Source organism: Flavobacterium cellulosilyticum (assembly GCF_004349355.1).
GTDB classification, from domain to species: Bacteria; Bacteroidota; Bacteroidia; order Flavobacteriales; family Flavobacteriaceae; genus Flavobacterium; species Flavobacterium cellulosilyticum.
In genome coordinates this window covers 1-15,567 of record NZ_SMFK01000015.1, presented here as the reverse complement: position 1 = coordinate 15,567, position 15,567 = coordinate 1, and the positions used below count along the sequence as shown (strand labels likewise).

Annotated in this window: 16 protein-coding genes and 1 tRNA gene; 11 read left to right on the top strand and 6 right to left on the bottom strand. The window is 34.3% G+C overall.

Annotated elements, in window-relative coordinates; genetic code table 11:
* Window positions 1-2: 2 nt before the first annotated feature.
* The 3 genes from E0F76_RS19385 to E0F76_RS16110 all read left to right on the top strand — a co-directional run bounded on the left by E0F76_RS19385 (window position 3) and on the right by E0F76_RS16110 (window position 1,543).
* Window positions 3-179, top strand: coding sequence for a hypothetical protein (locus tag E0F76_RS19385; protein ID WP_165932728.1), 177 nt, complete (start codon window positions 3-5; stop codon window positions 177-179).
* Between the two features lie 33 nt (window positions 180-212).
* Complete coding sequence (locus E0F76_RS16115; RefSeq protein ID WP_132008506.1) at window positions 213-665, top strand: 6-pyruvoyl trahydropterin synthase family protein; 453 nt, start codon at window positions 213-215, stop codon at window positions 663-665.
* 122 nt (window positions 666-787) lie between these two features.
* Window positions 788-1,543: a UDP-2,3-diacylglucosamine diphosphatase gene (locus E0F76_RS16110; RefSeq protein WP_132008503.1), complete on the top strand. Its 756-nt coding sequence runs from the start codon at window positions 788-790 to the stop codon at window positions 1,541-1,543.
* Window positions 1,544-1,562: 19 nt separating this feature from the next.
* On the opposite strand, the gene E0F76_RS16105 is transcribed toward E0F76_RS16110, so the two are convergent.
* From E0F76_RS16105 to recJ, 3 genes are read right to left on the bottom strand one after another with little or no spacing between them, the layout of a single operon-like run.
* Window positions 1,563-2,012: a DUF2062 domain-containing protein gene (locus E0F76_RS16105; protein WP_132008500.1), complete on the bottom strand. Its 450-nt coding sequence runs from the start codon at window positions 2,010-2,012 to the stop codon at window positions 1,563-1,565.
* A gap of 30 nt (window positions 2,013-2,042) precedes the next feature.
* A complete protein-coding gene (locus E0F76_RS16100; protein ID WP_132008497.1) occupies window positions 2,043-3,314 on the bottom strand; it encodes an MFS transporter in 1,272 nt (423 codons plus the stop codon).
* 11 nt (window positions 3,315-3,325) lie between these two features.
* Complete coding sequence (gene recJ, locus E0F76_RS16095; protein WP_132008494.1) at window positions 3,326-5,014, bottom strand: single-stranded-DNA-specific exonuclease RecJ; 1,689 nt, start codon at window positions 5,012-5,014, stop codon at window positions 3,326-3,328.
* A gap of 235 nt (window positions 5,015-5,249) precedes the next feature.
* Here recJ and ade point away from each other — a divergent pair, with 235 nt between their 5' ends.
* Window positions 5,250-6,902, top strand: a complete 1,653-nt coding sequence (gene ade, locus E0F76_RS16090) for an adenine deaminase (RefSeq protein WP_132008491.1) — start codon at window positions 5,250-5,252, stop codon at window positions 6,900-6,902.
* A 141-nt stretch (window positions 6,903-7,043) separates the two neighbouring features.
* Here ade and E0F76_RS16085 read toward each other — a convergent pair whose 3' ends face one another.
* From E0F76_RS16085 to E0F76_RS16075, 3 genes are read right to left on the bottom strand one after another with little or no spacing between them, the layout of a single operon-like run.
* Window positions 7,044-7,391 (bottom strand): HopJ type III effector protein, encoded by a 348-nt coding sequence (locus E0F76_RS16085; RefSeq protein ID WP_132008488.1) that lies wholly within the window; start codon window positions 7,389-7,391, stop codon window positions 7,044-7,046.
* A gap of 10 nt (window positions 7,392-7,401) precedes the next feature.
* The gene (gene rsmI, locus E0F76_RS16080; RefSeq protein WP_132008485.1) at window positions 7,402-8,103 is read right to left on the bottom strand and encodes a 16S rRNA (cytidine(1402)-2'-O)-methyltransferase; all 702 of its coding nucleotides are present in this window, start codon (window positions 8,101-8,103) and stop codon (window positions 7,402-7,404) included.
* Window positions 8,104-9,192 (bottom strand): hypothetical protein, encoded by a 1,089-nt coding sequence (locus E0F76_RS16075; RefSeq protein ID WP_132008482.1) that lies wholly within the window; start codon window positions 9,190-9,192, stop codon window positions 8,104-8,106.
* A 243-nt stretch (window positions 9,193-9,435) separates the two neighbouring features.
* Here E0F76_RS16075 and E0F76_RS16070 point away from each other — a divergent pair, with 243 nt between their 5' ends.
* The 7 genes from E0F76_RS16070 to E0F76_RS16040 form a co-directional block, all read left to right on the top strand.
* Entirely contained in the window at window positions 9,436-10,065 is a 630-nt protein-coding gene (locus E0F76_RS16070) for a thymidine kinase (RefSeq protein ID WP_132008479.1), read from the top strand.
* A gap of 3 nt (window positions 10,066-10,068) precedes the next feature.
* Window positions 10,069-12,513 carry a bifunctional UDP-N-acetylmuramoyl-tripeptide:D-alanyl-D-alanine ligase/alanine racemase gene (locus E0F76_RS16065; protein WP_132008476.1) on the top strand — a complete coding sequence of 815 codons (2,445 nt, stop codon included), beginning with the start codon at window positions 10,069-10,071 and terminating at the stop codon, window positions 12,511-12,513.
* Between the two features lie 72 nt (window positions 12,514-12,585).
* A complete protein-coding gene (mscL, locus tag E0F76_RS16060; protein WP_132008473.1) occupies window positions 12,586-13,005 on the top strand; it encodes a large conductance mechanosensitive channel protein MscL in 420 nt (139 codons plus the stop codon).
* A gap of 171 nt (window positions 13,006-13,176) precedes the next feature.
* On the top strand, window positions 13,177-14,166 hold the full coding sequence (locus E0F76_RS16055; protein ID WP_132008470.1) for an aspartate-semialdehyde dehydrogenase: 990 nt from the start codon (window positions 13,177-13,179) through the stop codon (window positions 14,164-14,166).
* Window positions 14,167-14,206: 40 nt separating this feature from the next.
* Entirely contained in the window at window positions 14,207-14,608 is a 402-nt protein-coding gene (mce, locus tag E0F76_RS16050) for a methylmalonyl-CoA epimerase (protein WP_132008468.1), read from the top strand.
* Window positions 14,609-14,750: 142 nt separating this feature from the next.
* Window positions 14,751-14,824, top strand: a tRNA-Ile gene (locus E0F76_RS16045).
* Window positions 14,825-15,327: 503 nt separating this feature from the next.
* A partial coding sequence (locus E0F76_RS16040; protein ID WP_132004782.1) for a transposase occupies window positions 15,328-15,567 on the top strand: 240 nt, incomplete at its 3' end.

Genomic DNA, 15,567 nt, shown 5'->3' with positions numbered 1-15,567 from the left:
CAATGACCCACCTAATTATTCTTTTTTTACAGTTAAATGTTGTCGATACATTAAAAAATGAAGCTGACAGTAATTATGAAACCGGAGTACTAATTGGTTCCTTTCTCCCTTTTTTACTTTTGGCCACAGTAGCCGTGTGGATGTTTTATCGAGTAAAAAAAGCGGATAGAAAGGATTAGTTTCACTAAATTTGCACTCAAAAATAAAATAGCATGAGCAAAATCAGAATCACAAAAAAATTTAGTTTCGAAACAGGTCATGCCTTATACGGTTATGATGGGAAATGTAAAAATGTGCACGGGCATAGCTATAAATTGTCGGTAACCGTTATTGGAACACCTATCATTGATCGAAATGACACTAAATTTGGAATGGTTATCGATTTTACCGATTTAAAAAAAATAGTCAAAGAGGAAATCGTAGATCAGTTTGATCATGCCACTGTTTTCAATGAAACAACGCCACATCTCGAATTGGCTAATGAATTAAAATCTCGCGGTCATCATGTAATTCTAGTCGATTACCAACCGACATCTGAAAATATGGTGGTCGATTTTTCTAAAAGAATTATCAGTAGGCTGCCTAAAAACATTGGTCTTTTTTCCCTTAAATTGCAAGAAACGGAATCTTCTTTTGCCGAATGGTTCGCGAGTGATAATTTGTAAAAAAACAAACACAAATTGCACGAATTCACACGAATTAAAAATGAGTTTATTTCATTTTATAATTATTAGAATTAGTGAAAATTAGTGTAATTCGAGTTGAAAAAAAAACTTATTTTAGCTTTATGCAAATCTCACCCAACAAAAAAATATATTTTGCCTCCGATCAACATTTTGGTGCCCCAACACCAGAATTGAGTTTTCCAAGAGAACAAAAATTTGTCGCTTGGCTCGACCAAGTCAAAAAAGATGCCGAAGCGATTTTTCTATTGGGCGATTTATTCGATTTTTGGTTCGAATACAAGACCGTAATTCCCAAAGGTTTTGTGCGTGTTTTAGGGAAACTTGCCGAAATTCGCGACAGCGGAATACCTATTTATTTCTTCGTGGGCAATCATGATTTATGGATGGAAGATTATTTCCAGAAAGAACTTAATATTCCCGTTTATCGCGACAATCAAGAATATACTATTAACGGAAAAACCTTTCTGATTGGCCATGGTGACGGAAAAGGACCTGGTGATAAAGGATACAAACGAATGAAAAAAGTCTTTATACATCCTATTTCAAAATGGTTGTATTGTTGGCTTCACCCAGACATCGGTGTTCGACTAGGACATTATCTTTCCGTTAAAAACAAACTAATTTCGGGCGATGAAGACGTGAAATTCCTTGGTGACGAAAACGAATGGCTCATCCTTTATGCTAAAAGAAAATTGGAAACTAAACATTATAATTACTTGGTTTTTGGCCACCGCCATTTGCCTATGATAAAAACTGTTGGCGAAAACGCTGAGTATGTCAATCTGGGCGACTGGATTAATTATTTTACCTATGGTGTTTTTGATGGAGAGACCTTCGAAGTGAAGAAATTTGAATAACTACTTCTTTTATTTGAAATCACGATACATTCTTCTCTTTTAATAACAAAAGCGTCACCAAATATACTCCAAAAGCAAAAGGAACTGCAGTCAACATCCACCCTCCCAATCCGCAAAGCAATTCAAAAGAAAGATAACTTAGTGTTGCAAAAAAACCATCCTGAAAAGAGTTGATTATTTCTTCAACCGAATGATGATTAGACGGAACAGAAAAAATAAATTGCCCCACTTTTATAAACGGAATAATCATCAAAATTTGTATTGGCCACATCAAATAACTCAAGGCAATCATTACGGGCAAATTCAATTTGCTTTTAAGTGATATCGTCGTAATTATAAAAGTACTCACCCCTAAAATTGGTATGGTCGAAATTAATCCCGAAACGATAATACTTTGACTTAATTTCTTTGGACTTAATCCTTGTTTAAAAAGCACGGTGAATTTTGCAATGAATGATTTTAATTTCATGTTTATCTAATTATCGCAACATTCAAAAATCTAGTTTTCGTGGTTTTCGTGTTCATCCAAATCTTTTTGTAAATCCAGATTTCTAAAGGAAGGTAATTTAAGACCTGTATAAAGCACTACTAATAAAGTCATGCTTCCGCCAAAAACTACTGCAGTAACTGTTCCCATTAATTTTGCAGTCAACCCACTTTCGAAAGCACCCAATTCATTAGATGAACCTACAAATATGGAGTTCACAGCTGCCACACGACCTCGCATGTGATCTGGTGTTTTGAGTTGTAAAATCGTTTGTCGAATCACCACCGAAAAACCATCCGTTACGCCACTCATAAACAAAGCGAGAACCGACACCCAAAAAATCGTGGAAAGACCAAAAGCAATAATACAAAGTCCGAAAGCAAAAATGGCTGCCAATAATTTTATTCCTGCATTTTTATAAAAAGGAAGATGTGCCGAAACAAACATCGTTAGTAAAGCACCCACAGCAGGAGCTGCGCGTAAAACTCCAAAACCTTCTGGTCCTACTTTTAAAATGTCTTGGGCAAAAATCGGCAAAAGAGCCACGGCACCGCCAAAAAGTACGGCCACCATATCGAGCGTTAAAGCCCCTAAAACAGATTTATTAGTATACACAAAAATGACACCTTCCTTCAAGCTTTCCATTATGGGTTCTCCAATTTTTGGATTCAAAATAGGTTTAGTTGTTATTTGTGTCAAAATTACTAATGCGAAAATCGAACAAGCAAAAATAGTGCACATCGACCAATGGACTCCTATCCAAGTAATGGAAAATCCGGCAACTGCAGGTCCAACCACAGAGGCAATTTGCCATACTGAACTACTCCAAGTTGCTGCGTTAGGATACGCTTTTTTAGGCACTATTAGCGACATTAGCGAGAATATGGTTGGTCCTAAAAAGGCACGAACCAAACCACCTAAAAAGACCAAAAAATAAATCGAATACAAAATTGTATTAGTCGAAAAATCACTAACTATTGTAGGCCAAGTCAATAAAAACAGCCCAAAACTTATTATTGAAAACCCAAAAATACATTTCAAAAGCATTCCTTTCTTCTCTTTTTGATCTACAATATGACCCGCAAACAAAGCCATTCCAATCGCTGGAATTACTTCCATTAGACCAATCATCCCAAGTGAAAGTGCACTTTTTGTCAAGCTATACACTTCCCATTCTATAATAATAAATTGCATAGACCAGGCAAAAACCATGGCGAAACGCAACACTAAAAACATATTGAATTCTCTATAACGCAAGGCTGCGTAAGGATCTTTTTTCTTCATTTAATCGGTAATTATTTTAAATCTTTTAATCGCAATTGAACAGTCGTTTTGCCATTCCATTCGTTTTCATCAATACAATACACCGCTTCAAACGGTTTTTGATGAGTTGTTATTTCCATCTTATTCCCTAGACCAAATCCAATTGCCGACATTCCTTCGGAAGTATCTTGTCGAACAAACAGTTTCAAATGTTCCTCTTCGGCACCTAGTCTTTGGGCATATCCAGTGTCTTTTACATTTTTTGATATAAAAATGGGCGTCATGTTTTGTGGACCAAAAGGTTCGAATTGTTTCAAAATCCGAGTTAACTTGGGTGTAATATCCGAGAAATTGATCTCGGCATCAATCGAAATTTCTGGGATTAGCATTTCGGGATGAATCGTTTCTTGTACCACTTTTTCGAAAGCATCTTTGAATGTTTGATAATTTTCTTCCAATAAAGTCATTCCCGCTGCATACATGTGTCCACCAAATTGTTCCAAATGTTCCGAACAACTTTCCAATGCATTGTATACATCAAAGCCTTTTACAGATCGAGCAGATGCTGCATATTTATCACCGCTTTTGGTAAAGACCAATGTTGGTCGATAATAGGTTTCTATTAATCTCGAAGCCACAATTCCTATCACACCTTTATGCCAATCTTGTTGAAAAACTACGGTTGTAAAACCCTCAATTTCTGAATTGTCAATAATTTGAAGAAGTGCTTCTTTAGTAATTTGTTTGTCTAAATCTTTGCGTTCCGAATTATAAGCCTCAATTTCTGATGCAAATTGTTGCGCTTGTTCAAAGTCAAATTCCGTCAATAATTCCACTGCATGATTGCCATGTTTGATTCTACCCGCAGCATTAATTCTTGGGGCAATAATAAAAACAACATCGGTAATATCAAGTGTTTGTTTTTTTATTTGATGGATTAAAGCTTTAAAACCCGGTCGAGGATCTGAATTAATGACTTGTAAACCAAAATAAGCCAAAACACGATTTTCTCCCGTCATGGGAACAATATCAGCTGCAATCGCCGTTGCCACTAAATCCAAATAGGAAGTCAAATCTTCAATAGTTTGGTTTCGGTTTTCACCTAAGGCCTGAATCAATTTAAAACCTATTCCACATCCGCACAATTCATCATACGGATAAGTACAATCGGCTCTTTTTGGATCTAAAACTGCTATTGCATCGGGTAAAAACTCACCCGGTCTGTGGTGATCACAAATGATGAAATCAATATTTCTATCCTTGGCGTAGGCCACATGATCTATTGATTTTATGCCACAATCCAATGCAATAATTAGGGTAAAACCATTATCATCAGCAAAATCAATCCCTTTGAAAGAGATTCCATAACCCTCATCATAACGATCTGGAATATAAGTTGCAACATTTGGATAATAGGTTTTCAAATAAGAAGAAACTAATGAAACTGCAGTCGTTCCATCGACATCATAATCTCCAAAAACGAGAATATTTTCGTCGTTTTCGATCGCTTTTTCGATACGTTCGACCGCTTTATCCATATCTTTCATTAAATATGGATTATGCAAATCACCCAAAGTAGGACGAAAAAACTGTCTGGCTTCTTCGTAAGTTTCAATTCCGCGTTGTACCAAAAGTGTGGCTACAAATTCCTCTACTTTCAGAGCCTCAGCAAGTTGTTTTACTTTATCATCCGAAGGTTTTGGTTTAATGGTCCAGCGCATAAATAATTATGAATTGAGAATTATAAATTATGATTTTGAGTATTTTGACAAATTTAGTTTAAAATAGTTGAATAATTTAATAACAAAAAAATTAACCGCATATTCGCAAATTTAACAAAACCATTACTAATCCTTATCTAAAAAATATTTCAAAATAATCTGTGAATCTGCGGTGAATTTTTAGAAGTTAAAGTAAAATCGTAGTACTTTTGAATATCATTTTAAAACATACAAAATGCAAATTCAAGGACAAATTGTCGATATCCAAAACCGACGTATTTATGCTGGAGAAATAACTGTAGCCAACGGAAAAATCATTTCGATAATTGAGAAAAATCACGGGCTTAAAAATTTCATTATGCCCGGATTTATAGATGCCCACATTCATATCGAAAGTTCCATGCTTGTTCCATCTGAATTTGCAAAAATCGCCGTGTTACATGGAACTGTGGCAACTATTTCTGACCCACACGAAATCGCCAATGTTCTTGGTTCCGAAGGTGTTTATTATATGATTGAAAACAGCAAAAAAGTGCCATTGAAATTTCATTTTGGTGCGCCATCTTGTGTTCCTGCAACTTCTTTCGAAAGTGCTGGCGCTATGATAGATTCAGAAGGAATTGCGGAATTACTAGCTTCGCCTGATATTTATTACTTGGCAGAAATGATGAATTACCCTGGCGTTTTATTCGATGATGATGAAGTTTTGAAGAAAATACAATGGGCAAAACATTTCAACAAACCAGTTGATGGCCACGCCCCAGGACTACGAGGGAAAGAAGTTCGTAAATACATTTCGGCAGGAATTACTACCGATCACGAATGTTTCACTTTTGAAGAAGCTGAGGAAAAATTGTCGCTTGGAATGAAAGTGTTAATTCGCGAAGGAAGTGCCGCCAAAAACTTTGAAGCACTCATTGATTTACTTCCTGATAATTATGAAAACATTATGTTTTGTTCGGATGACAAACATCCAGATGATTTGATTGTTGGTCACATTAACTTGCTTTGTGCTCGAGCGGTTGCCAAAGGAATTGACGTTTTTAAAGTCTTGCAAGCTGCTTGCGTGAATCCTGTGAATCATTATAAAATTAATGTGGGATTGTTAAAAGAAAACGATGCTGCCGACTTTATTATAGTCGAAGATTTAGTTAATTTTAAAGTGCAGCAAACTTATATCAACGGAGAATTAGTCGCCGAGAATGGCGAATCTTTTGTAAAACACGTTGCGTTTGAAACGCCTAATAATTTTACAATTACTGCAAAGGAAATTAGTGACTTTGCTTCGCCAGTTCGCTATCGCTCGGGTGCCATTTCGGGTTCTAATTCTACAATTCGTGTGATTGAGGCCTTAGAAGGACAATTAATTACCAATGAAATCCATCACAAATCATTAATCGTTGATGGAAAAATAGTTTCGGATACAGAAAATGACATCCTGAAAATGGCAGTTGTGAATCGCTATCAAAATACGAAACCCGCAATTGCTTTTATAAAGAATTTTGGATTAAAAAAAGGCGCAATCGCCAGTTCTGTAGCGCACGATTGCCATAATATTGTGGTTGTAGGAACATCTGATGCCGAAATTTGCAGTGCTGTGAATCTTATAATTGAAAACAAAGGCGGCGTTTGTGCCGTAAATGGATCTGAAAATAAAATATTACCTTTACCTGTTGCAGGAATTATGAGCGACAAAAACGGCTGGGAAACCGCGAAATTGTATCAGGAAATTGATGCTATGGCGAAAGATTTAGGCAGTAATTTGAAAGCTCCTTTTATGACGCTTTCGTTTATGGCTTTGCTTGTAATCCCCGATTTGAAATTATCAGATAAAGGATTATTTAGTGGGAATACTTTTTCGTTTGTGGATTTGGAAGTGGAGGGTTGATTTGCCGCGAAGACAATAAGTCGCAAATATTTCATTAATTTTTAAATTAAATTTGACACAGATTTCACAGATTTTCACAGATTTTAAATTTTGCAATCTGTGAAGATCCATTTAATCCGTGTAATCCGTGGCCAAAAAAAATTATGCTTTCAAAACCAAAGCTTCTCCTTCAAATTGAATTCCATCCCATCCTAATTTTATAAAATTACGAATGTTTTGGTGGTTGGTCCCTTCTGCTTCTCCCAATACTTCCTCGAAATAAAAGGCTCCAAAACAAGCTAAAGTTTCGGCTTGGGATAAGTTTTGTAATTGGGCAAATGCAAATAATTTGCAAGAACCTGAGTTTTGCCCAGCGGCATTATGTTGTGTTCCATTATCGAAAGTCGTTGGAGTAAAATCGTAATTTTCTTCAATCACAGCAATGGTTTCTGGGAAAGTAATGGAATTTGGTGTTTGTTTTAATTTTTCTAAGAAGGATGCAATGCTCATTATATATTTTTTATTCTGATTGTTTTTTATTTTCTTTCATTGTTGATTTTCCACCAACCACGACCACAATTTCTCCTTTTGGCGGTTTATTTTCGAAATGTGTCAAGACTTCTCGTACCGTTCCACGAACATTTTCTTCGTGTAGTTTTGATAATTCTCTTGAAACGCAAATCGATCGGTCTTCACCAAAATAAGTAATGAATTCGGCTAAAGTTTTGACTAATTTATGGGGCGACACATACAAAATCATCGTACGAGTTTCTTCGGCAAGTGCCAAATATCGGGTTTGTTTTCCTTTTTTGTCAGGTAGAAATCCTTCGAAAACGAATTTATCATTCGGCAAACCACTATTCACCAAAGCAGGTACAAAAGCTGTTGCGCCAGGCAAACATTCGACCGTGATTCCGTTTTCGACACAAGCACGAGTGAGCAAAAATCCAGGATCAGAAATCGCAGGCGTTCCTGCATCAGAAATTAAGGCAATGGTTTCTCCTGATTTCAAACGGGAAATTAAATTTTCGACCGTTTTATGCTCATTGTGCATGTGATGGCTGTACATATGTGTACCAATCTCATAATGTTTTAATAGTTTTCCGCTTGTTCGGGTGTCTTCTGCCAAGATCAAATCGACTTCCTTAAGAATCCGAATTGCTCTAAAAGTCATGTCTTCAAGATTGCCAATAGGAGTTGGGACAATAAATAATTTACCCATTTAAGTGAATTTTTTCTCGATGATTTCTAAAAACCGTTGTGAATAATCCTCTTTTCCATCCCAATTATTGTAATCTGGTTTTACCATATCTTCAATAAAATTTTGGGCTTCTTCATAATTATCATAGGTAATTAACTGATTCATTACACGGTTATAATCTTCGACGCTATTCCCAAAAAGGTGCTTTACAAATGCAATTCTATCATTTAAACCTATAGTAATTCCTTTTGCAAATTTATCGTTTAGAGAAACTGTTTTAGGCTCAATTTTTTTTATATTCACATCAATAGATGTTGCTATTTCTTCTTTATCCAATTTAAAACTAGTCTCTTTTGGAAAACTAAAAGGCGTTTTCGATCTTATTGGATCAGATTGATCTGCTTTCACAAACATCGGCTCACTAAAATCGCCTCCTAATAAATCCATAAAAGAAATTTGTACTTCTTCTGATTTTTTAGGTGTTTCTTCTTCCACTTCTACATCCAACTCAAATGCTGGTAGAAATCCATAATCTTTATAGGATTCAGTTTTTATTTCCTCTTCTACAGGGATTTCCACTACTACTTTTTCCTCAGAATCTTTTGCAGTTACTTCGTTGATTACAACTTCTTCAATGTCAGTTGCAACAACAACTTGTATTTCTTTTTCTTCTGGAACTTCATCAATTGCATTTACCTCAATAGCAGTTGCAACAACAGCTTCTACTTCTTTTTCCTCTGCAACTTCATCGGTTGAATTTACTTCAACAGCAGCATCCCTTTCATTTTTCTCAGGAACTTCTACTGGAACTTCATCGATTACAACTTCTTCAATGGCAGTTTCTTCAACAACAATTGCTGGCTGAATCATTTTAATCAAAGGATCTGCTACGTGAATTTCTTCAAAATAATGCTCCATTTTTTCGACTATTTCGGCTTGACCAATTGTAGGTTTTGCATCAGCAAAATGATCTTCAACAAATCTTAAAATCGCTAGTTTTTCATATAATTTCTGCGTTTCAATGTACAATTGATTGATGTCAGATTTGTTTTTAATTTGCAATACTCTGTGAGCAATGCTCATTAAGTCAGCTTCCAGTTTTTTCTTCATAACATTTGAAATTATAGTGAGTAAGTCCTGTCTTTTTTAATAAATGAATTTGTTTTGTTTTTTAACTAGAGAACAAGCAACGATCAACAGCAATTATAATTTTACAATTAAAGGCTCGTGAATCTTAGTTTTGATAAAATTTTTCTACATTTGAAACGATGTAAAAGTATAAAATTTTCATGTCGCTTAGTGCCGCCACAAAGTAATAAAAATTATTCATTTCTAAAGGTAGAAAAATACAAAATGTTTCTCGAAAATACAGTAAATCATAAAGAACAATTTGGTTGGATCGAAGTTATTAGCGGTTCTATGTTTTCAGGTAAAACTGAAGAACTCATTCGCAGACTAAAAAGAGCGCAATTTGCCAAACAAAAAGTTGAAATATTCAAACCCGCCATTGACACTCGCTATCATGATGATTTGGTTGTGTCACACGACGCCAATGAAATTCGTTCTACACCTGTCCCTGCAGCAGCCAATATTGCTATTTTAGCACAAGGTTGTGATGTTGTAGGCATTGATGAAGCCCAGTTTTTCGATGACGAAATTGTAAAAATATGCAATGATTTGGCAAACCAAGGCATTCGCGTAATTGTTGCTGGATTAGATATGGATTTCAAAGGCAACCCTTTTGGGCCAATGCCTGCCTTGATGGCAACTGCCGAATACGTTACCAAAGTTCATGCTGTTTGTACTCGTACAGGAAATTTAGCCAATTACAGCTATAGAAAAAACGACAATGACAAACTTGTTATGCTTGGTGAAAACGAGGAATACGAACCATTGAGTCGTGCAGCTTATTTTTACGCGATGAAGAAAAGTGAAGAAGACCATAAATTAGCATCTGATAAAACTAACAAAAATCAAAAGTAAATTTTGACTTTATCTATAAAAACCATCGAACAAATCCTTCATGCCAAAAGGTTTGGAGGTGTCTCTAACGGTACCATCGACAACATTTCCATAGATAGTCGTTCTTTGCAAAACAATGAAAAAACATTGTTTTTTGCATTAGTGGGTCCCAATAATGACGCTCATATTTATATTACCACTTTAATCGAAAAAGGAGTCCAAAACTTTGTTGTAACCCATATTCCGGATAAATGCGAGAACAAAGCCAATTTTTTGATTGTAGATAATACATTAGAAGCACTACAACAATTTGCGGCTCATCATCGTAGTCTTTTTGATTTCCCAATTATTGGTTTGACCGGAAGTAACGGCAAAACAATCGTAAAGGAATGGCTTAATTTCTTATTAAGTCCCGATTTCAATGTTGTTCGAAGTCCTAAAAGTTACAACTCACAAGTAGGCGTTCCTTTATCTATACTTGCTATCAACCAAAAATACAATCTAGGTATTTTTGAAGCAGGAATTTCGAAAAGGAACGAAATGGATAAATTGGAAGCGATTATTAAGCCAACAATTGGAATCCTCACCAACATCGGTTCAGCACACAATGAAGGTTTTACCAATATTGATGAAAAAATAAAAGAAAAATTACTTCTTTTCCAACATTCTAATATCATTATATATCAAAAGAATAGTATTGTAAAAGCGCTATTAGATTCAAATAGTAAAACATTTTCTTGGAGTTTTACTGACAAAACCGCAGCTGTTTTTATAATATTAAAACCAAATCAAGAAGGAACAGTTTTACAAATACACTATGTCAAAACTAATTTTGAAGTTCAAATTCCTTTTAAAGAGGACGCTTCGATTGAAAATTCCATCTCTTGTTTGATGGTTTTATTGTATTTCAATTACAATATTGAAACCATTCAAAATAGAATGAAATTATTGTTTCCAGTTGAAATGCGTTTAAAAGTCAAAGATGGAATTAACAATTGCACTCTTATTGATGATAGTTATAGTTCCGATTTTCAATCGTTAAAAATAGCCTTGGATTTTCTGGAAAGTCAAAAACAACACGAGAAGAAAACGCTGATTTTATCGGATATTTTCGAAAGTGGTTTGACAAACGAAGAATTATATTCTAAAGTTTCACAATTGATTGTAGCAAATAAAATAACTAGAGTTTTTGTCATTGGAGAAACGATTTCAGCTTTTGAAAATAAATTTCCTAACTGTTCTTCATTCGAAAATACGAAAAAATTTATAATCGCGTATCCGAATTTAACTTTTGGAAATGAAACGATTTTGATAAAAGGAGCGCGTCATTTTCAATTTGAGACCATTGTTTCCTTATTAGAAAGGAAAACACATGAAACGATTTTGGAAATAAATCTCAACGCAATTAGCCATAATCTCAACTTTTACAAATCAAAATTGAAACCAACCACCAAAATTATGGTAATGGTTAAAGCTTTTGGCTATGGAAGCGGAGGTTTTGAAATCGCAAAACTACTCGAACATCACAAAGTAGATTATTTAGGTGTGGCTTTCGCCGATGAAGGAATTACATTAAAAAATGCCGGAATTAAATTACCAATAATGGTTTTAAATCCTGAAAGTACTAGTTTTTTGTCTATTATCCAACATCAATTAGAACCCGAAATATACAGTTTGAAAGGTTTACATGCTTTCCTTAAAATTGCTGAACAATTAAATTTAGTACACTTTCCGATTCACATTAAAATCGACACCGGAATGCATCGTTTGGGCTTTGAAGAAGAAAATATTAATGAATTAATTTCAATTCTACAAAACACTAACTTGGTGACTATAAAAAGTATTTTGTCCCATTTGGCCACTAGTGACGACCTTAATCACCTTGAATTTACTCACTATCAAATTAATTTATTTGAAAAATTATCATCGAAAATGCTATTTGAATTACAAATAAACCCAATTCGTCATCTATTGAATACTTCGGGAATTACTAATTTTCCTGACGCACAATACGATATGGTTCGACTTGGAATTGGAGTTTATGGCGTCTCTAATGATTTAGAAGAGCAAAAAGAATTGGAAAACGTGAGTACCTTAAAATCCGTTATCTCACAAATAAGAAGCATTCAAGCTGGCGAAAGTGTGGGCTATGGAAGACGTTTTATTGCTAACGACTCTTCAAAAATAGCCACTATTCCTATTGGTTATGCAGATGGTATTTCGAGAGCTTGGGGCAATGGATTGGGTTTTGTTACCATAAATAACCAAAAGGCAATAATTATAGGAAGTATTTGTATGGATATGTTGATGGTAGATTGTACTAAAATAGATTGTAAAGAAGGAGATGAAGTGATTATTTTTGGTAAAATACCGACAGTTAATGAAATAGCAAAAAAACTAAACACCATCCCTTATGAAATTCTGACAAGTATTTCTCAAAGAGTAAAACGTATTTATTATCGAGAATAATTTTTTTCTTGTTAATCTTTTCTTAACTTCGTTTAAAATATTATTATTTAACAACCAATAAATCAAATAATTATGGGATTTTTTGCAGATTTTAAAGCTTCTTTAATGAAAGGAGATGTACTGAGTTTAGCAACTGCGGTTGTAATTGGTGGTGCATTTGGCAAAATAGTCAGTTCAGCTGTCGATGATGTAATCATGCCAATTGTAGGATTATTAACTGGTGGAATAGATTTTACTCAAAAATTTATTACACTTGACGGTAATAGTTATGAAAGTTTAGATGCTGCAAAAACTGCTGAAGCCGCTATTATAACATATGGAAATTTAGTGCAGGCTACTATTAATTTTGTTATTATTGCGTTGTTTGTTTTTGTTGTTTTAAGAGCAGCAGAAAAAGCAAAAAAGAAAGAAGAAGTTGCCGCTCCTGCTGCACCAGCTGGTCCGTCTCAAGAAGAATTGCTTACTCAAATTAGAGATTTGTTGAAAAAATAATTTCCGCTACATTATATATTCTAACTTAACCACGCCGAAAAGCGTGGTTTTTTTACGCGTTGTTATATTTGTAACATTTTGTTATTTTTTGTGAATGCGTTTGTTTTACATTGAAGATTCCATACTTTTGTACCACAATAAAAAGAAATAAAAAAAATAAAACGATATATTATGAAAATTGCTGTTGTAGGTGCAACCGGAATGGTTGGAGAAATAATGTTAAAAGTATTAGAAGAAAGAAACTTTCCTTACACCGAATTAATTCTGGTAGCCTCTGAAAAATCTGTTGGAAAAATTATTGAATTCAAAGGACAAAAACATAGCGTTGTAGGCTTACAAACCGCAGTTGATATGAAAGCGGATATTGCTTTGTTTTCGGCTGGAGGTCAAACTTCATTAGATTGGGCACCAAAATTTGCAGCTGCTGGGACTACCGTAATTGACAATTCATCTGCTTGGAGAATGGATCCTTCAAAAAAATTAATCGTTCCTGAAATTAATGCAAATGAATTAACAAAAGAAGATAAAATCATCGCCAACCCAAACTGTTCTACTATTCAAATGGTTTTGGCTTTGGCACCATTACATAAAAAATACAACATCAAACGAGTAGTTGTTTCAACTTACCAATCCATCACTGGAACTGGAGTAAAAGCTGTAGAACAATTCGAAAATGAATGTGCTGGAATCGAAGGTGACATGGTATATAAATATAAAATCAATCGCAATTGTATTCCTCAATGTGATAGTTTTGAAGATAATGGGTATACCAAAGAAGAAATGAAATTGGTAAAAGAAACCAAAAAAATATTAAGCGATGATTCTATCAAAGTAACCGCTACTGCTGTACGTGTTCCAGTAGTAGGTGGACATAGCGAAGCGGTAAACGTAGAGTTTTCAAATGATTTTGAAGTTGGTGACATTAGAACCATCTTGAGTCAAACAGATGGAATTGTAGTTCAAGACAACTTAGATACATTTACCTATCCAATGCCAAGATATGCCGAAGGCAAGAATGACGTTTTTGTAGGTAGAATTCGTCGTGACGAAAGCCAAGAAAATACCCTAAACATGTGGATTGTAGCTGATAATTTAAGAAAAGGAGCGGCGACAAATACAATTCAAATTGCTGAATATTTGATCGCAAATAAATTGGTATAAACCTTACATTTAATTTTAAATGTATTAATTTGTTCAAAAAATGAAAAAAATTGAACATATTGGAATTGCTGTTAACGATTTATCTAGTGCTGTTTTAATATACGAGAAACTTTTTGGCGCTGCTGCTTATAAAGAGGAAGAGGTAATTAGCGAAGGTGTTAAAACAGCATTTTTTTTGAATGGTCCCAATAAAATAGAATTACTCGAGGCAACAAATCCCGAAAGTCCTATAGCAAAATTTATTGCCGAAAAAGGAGAAGGAATCCATCATATCGCTTTTGAAGTAGAGGATCTTTTAGCTGAAATTGACCGATTAAAAAAAGAAGGATTTGTTGTTTTAAATGAAATTCCAAAAAAAGGAGCCGATAACAAATTAGTTTCATTCCTTCATCCAAAAAGCACAAATGGTGTTTTGATAGAATTATGTCAGGAAATAAAATAATACGTCAGAAAGCTTTTTATGAATGTTTCTCAAAATCAGATTGTTCTGAATTAAAAAAGTAATTAATTAAATTATATATAAAACTACTTCAAAAATAGTTGCAACAAATATAAAATTGTAGTAATTTCGCATTCGCATAAACGGTCCTATAGCTCATTCGGTTAGAGCAACTGACTCATAATCAGTAGGTGCTTGGTTCGATTCCAAGTGGGACCACTAAAACCCTTTTAAATTCTAATTTAAAAGGGTTTTTTTATGCTCAAGCCGAAACTGCATTTCATCGATAAAAAATGGGTTTTAATCTAAATTTGTATTGATTTATAATTAAATAAAATAACTTTGCGATCACTATAACATCTATTTTTGAGTTATAACAACAATCGGTAATTGACAATACACTAAAGATTAACATCTTATTATAAATATGAAAATCAATAGAAGTAAGTTTTATTATATTATTATTTACCTTCTTGGGGAAATGTACGTCTATGCAGCACCTCACCCTCCTTCGCCAGGTGCTAAACAACCAGTAACTCCTCCAGGATTATCGATAGACAATGAAATTTTATTATTATTTACTATAGCATTTTTATACGGTATTTATATCATTTTAAAGCATCACTCAAAACTAAAAACTCCATTCATGTAGATGAATGGAGTTTGGACATGCTAACTTTACCCGCATAAAAAGTTAAGAATAAAAACCTTAATTTTAATTTATGAAAAAAACGCGAATAATTTATGACCGAGCTTTTAAAGAGAAAGCAGTCCAGTTGAGTTTTGAAAGAACAAATATTTCAGAACTGGCCAGAGAGTTAGGAGTTACTGCTCCACAGTTGTATAAATGGAGAAAAGAATATGAAGAGTTCGGACAAGGAAGTTTTCCAGGGAACGGCAATTTAAAGCAAACGCCAGAACAGGAACGCATTTCGGAACTTGAAAGAAAGCTCAAAGATGCA

Excerpts from the sequence above, each read along its gene's own strand:
- E0F76_RS16085 (WP_132008488.1), bottom strand. The coding sequence starts at position 7,391 with ATGAGCATTGCATCCTTCTTAGAAAAATTAAAACAAACACCAAATTCC.
- E0F76_RS16075 (WP_132008482.1), bottom strand. The coding sequence starts at position 9,192 with ATGAAGAAAAAACTGGAAGCTGACTTAATGAGCATTGCTCACAGAGTA.
- E0F76_RS16070 (WP_132008479.1), top strand. The coding sequence starts at position 9,436 with ATGTTTCTCGAAAATACAGTAAATCATAAAGAACAATTTGGTTGGATC.
- E0F76_RS16110 (WP_132008503.1), top strand. The coding sequence starts at position 788 with ATGCAAATCTCACCCAACAAAAAAATATATTTTGCCTCCGATCAACAT.
- mce (WP_132008468.1), top strand. The coding sequence starts at position 14,207 with ATGAAAAAAATTGAACATATTGGAATTGCTGTTAACGATTTATCTAGT.
- recJ (WP_132008494.1), bottom strand. The coding sequence starts at position 5,014 with ATGCGCTGGACCATTAAACCAAAACCTTCGGATGATAAAGTAAAACAA.
- ade (WP_132008491.1), top strand. The coding sequence starts at position 5,250 with ATGCAAATTCAAGGACAAATTGTCGATATCCAAAACCGACGTATTTAT.
- E0F76_RS16105 (WP_132008500.1), bottom strand. The coding sequence starts at position 2,012 with ATGAAATTAAAATCATTCATTGCAAAATTCACCGTGCTTTTTAAACAA.
- E0F76_RS16100 (WP_132008497.1), bottom strand. The coding sequence starts at position 3,314 with ATGAAGAAAAAAGATCCTTACGCAGCCTTGCGTTATAGAGAATTCAAT.
- E0F76_RS19385 (WP_165932728.1), top strand. The coding sequence starts at position 3 with ATGACCCACCTAATTATTCTTTTTTTACAGTTAAATGTTGTCGATACA.
- E0F76_RS16055 (WP_132008470.1), top strand. The coding sequence starts at position 13,177 with ATGAAAATTGCTGTTGTAGGTGCAACCGGAATGGTTGGAGAAATAATG.
- rsmI (WP_132008485.1), bottom strand. The coding sequence starts at position 8,103 with ATGGGTAAATTATTTATTGTCCCAACTCCTATTGGCAATCTTGAAGAC.
- mscL (WP_132008473.1), top strand. The coding sequence starts at position 12,586 with ATGGGATTTTTTGCAGATTTTAAAGCTTCTTTAATGAAAGGAGATGTA.
- E0F76_RS16115 (WP_132008506.1), top strand. The coding sequence starts at position 213 with ATGAGCAAAATCAGAATCACAAAAAAATTTAGTTTCGAAACAGGTCAT.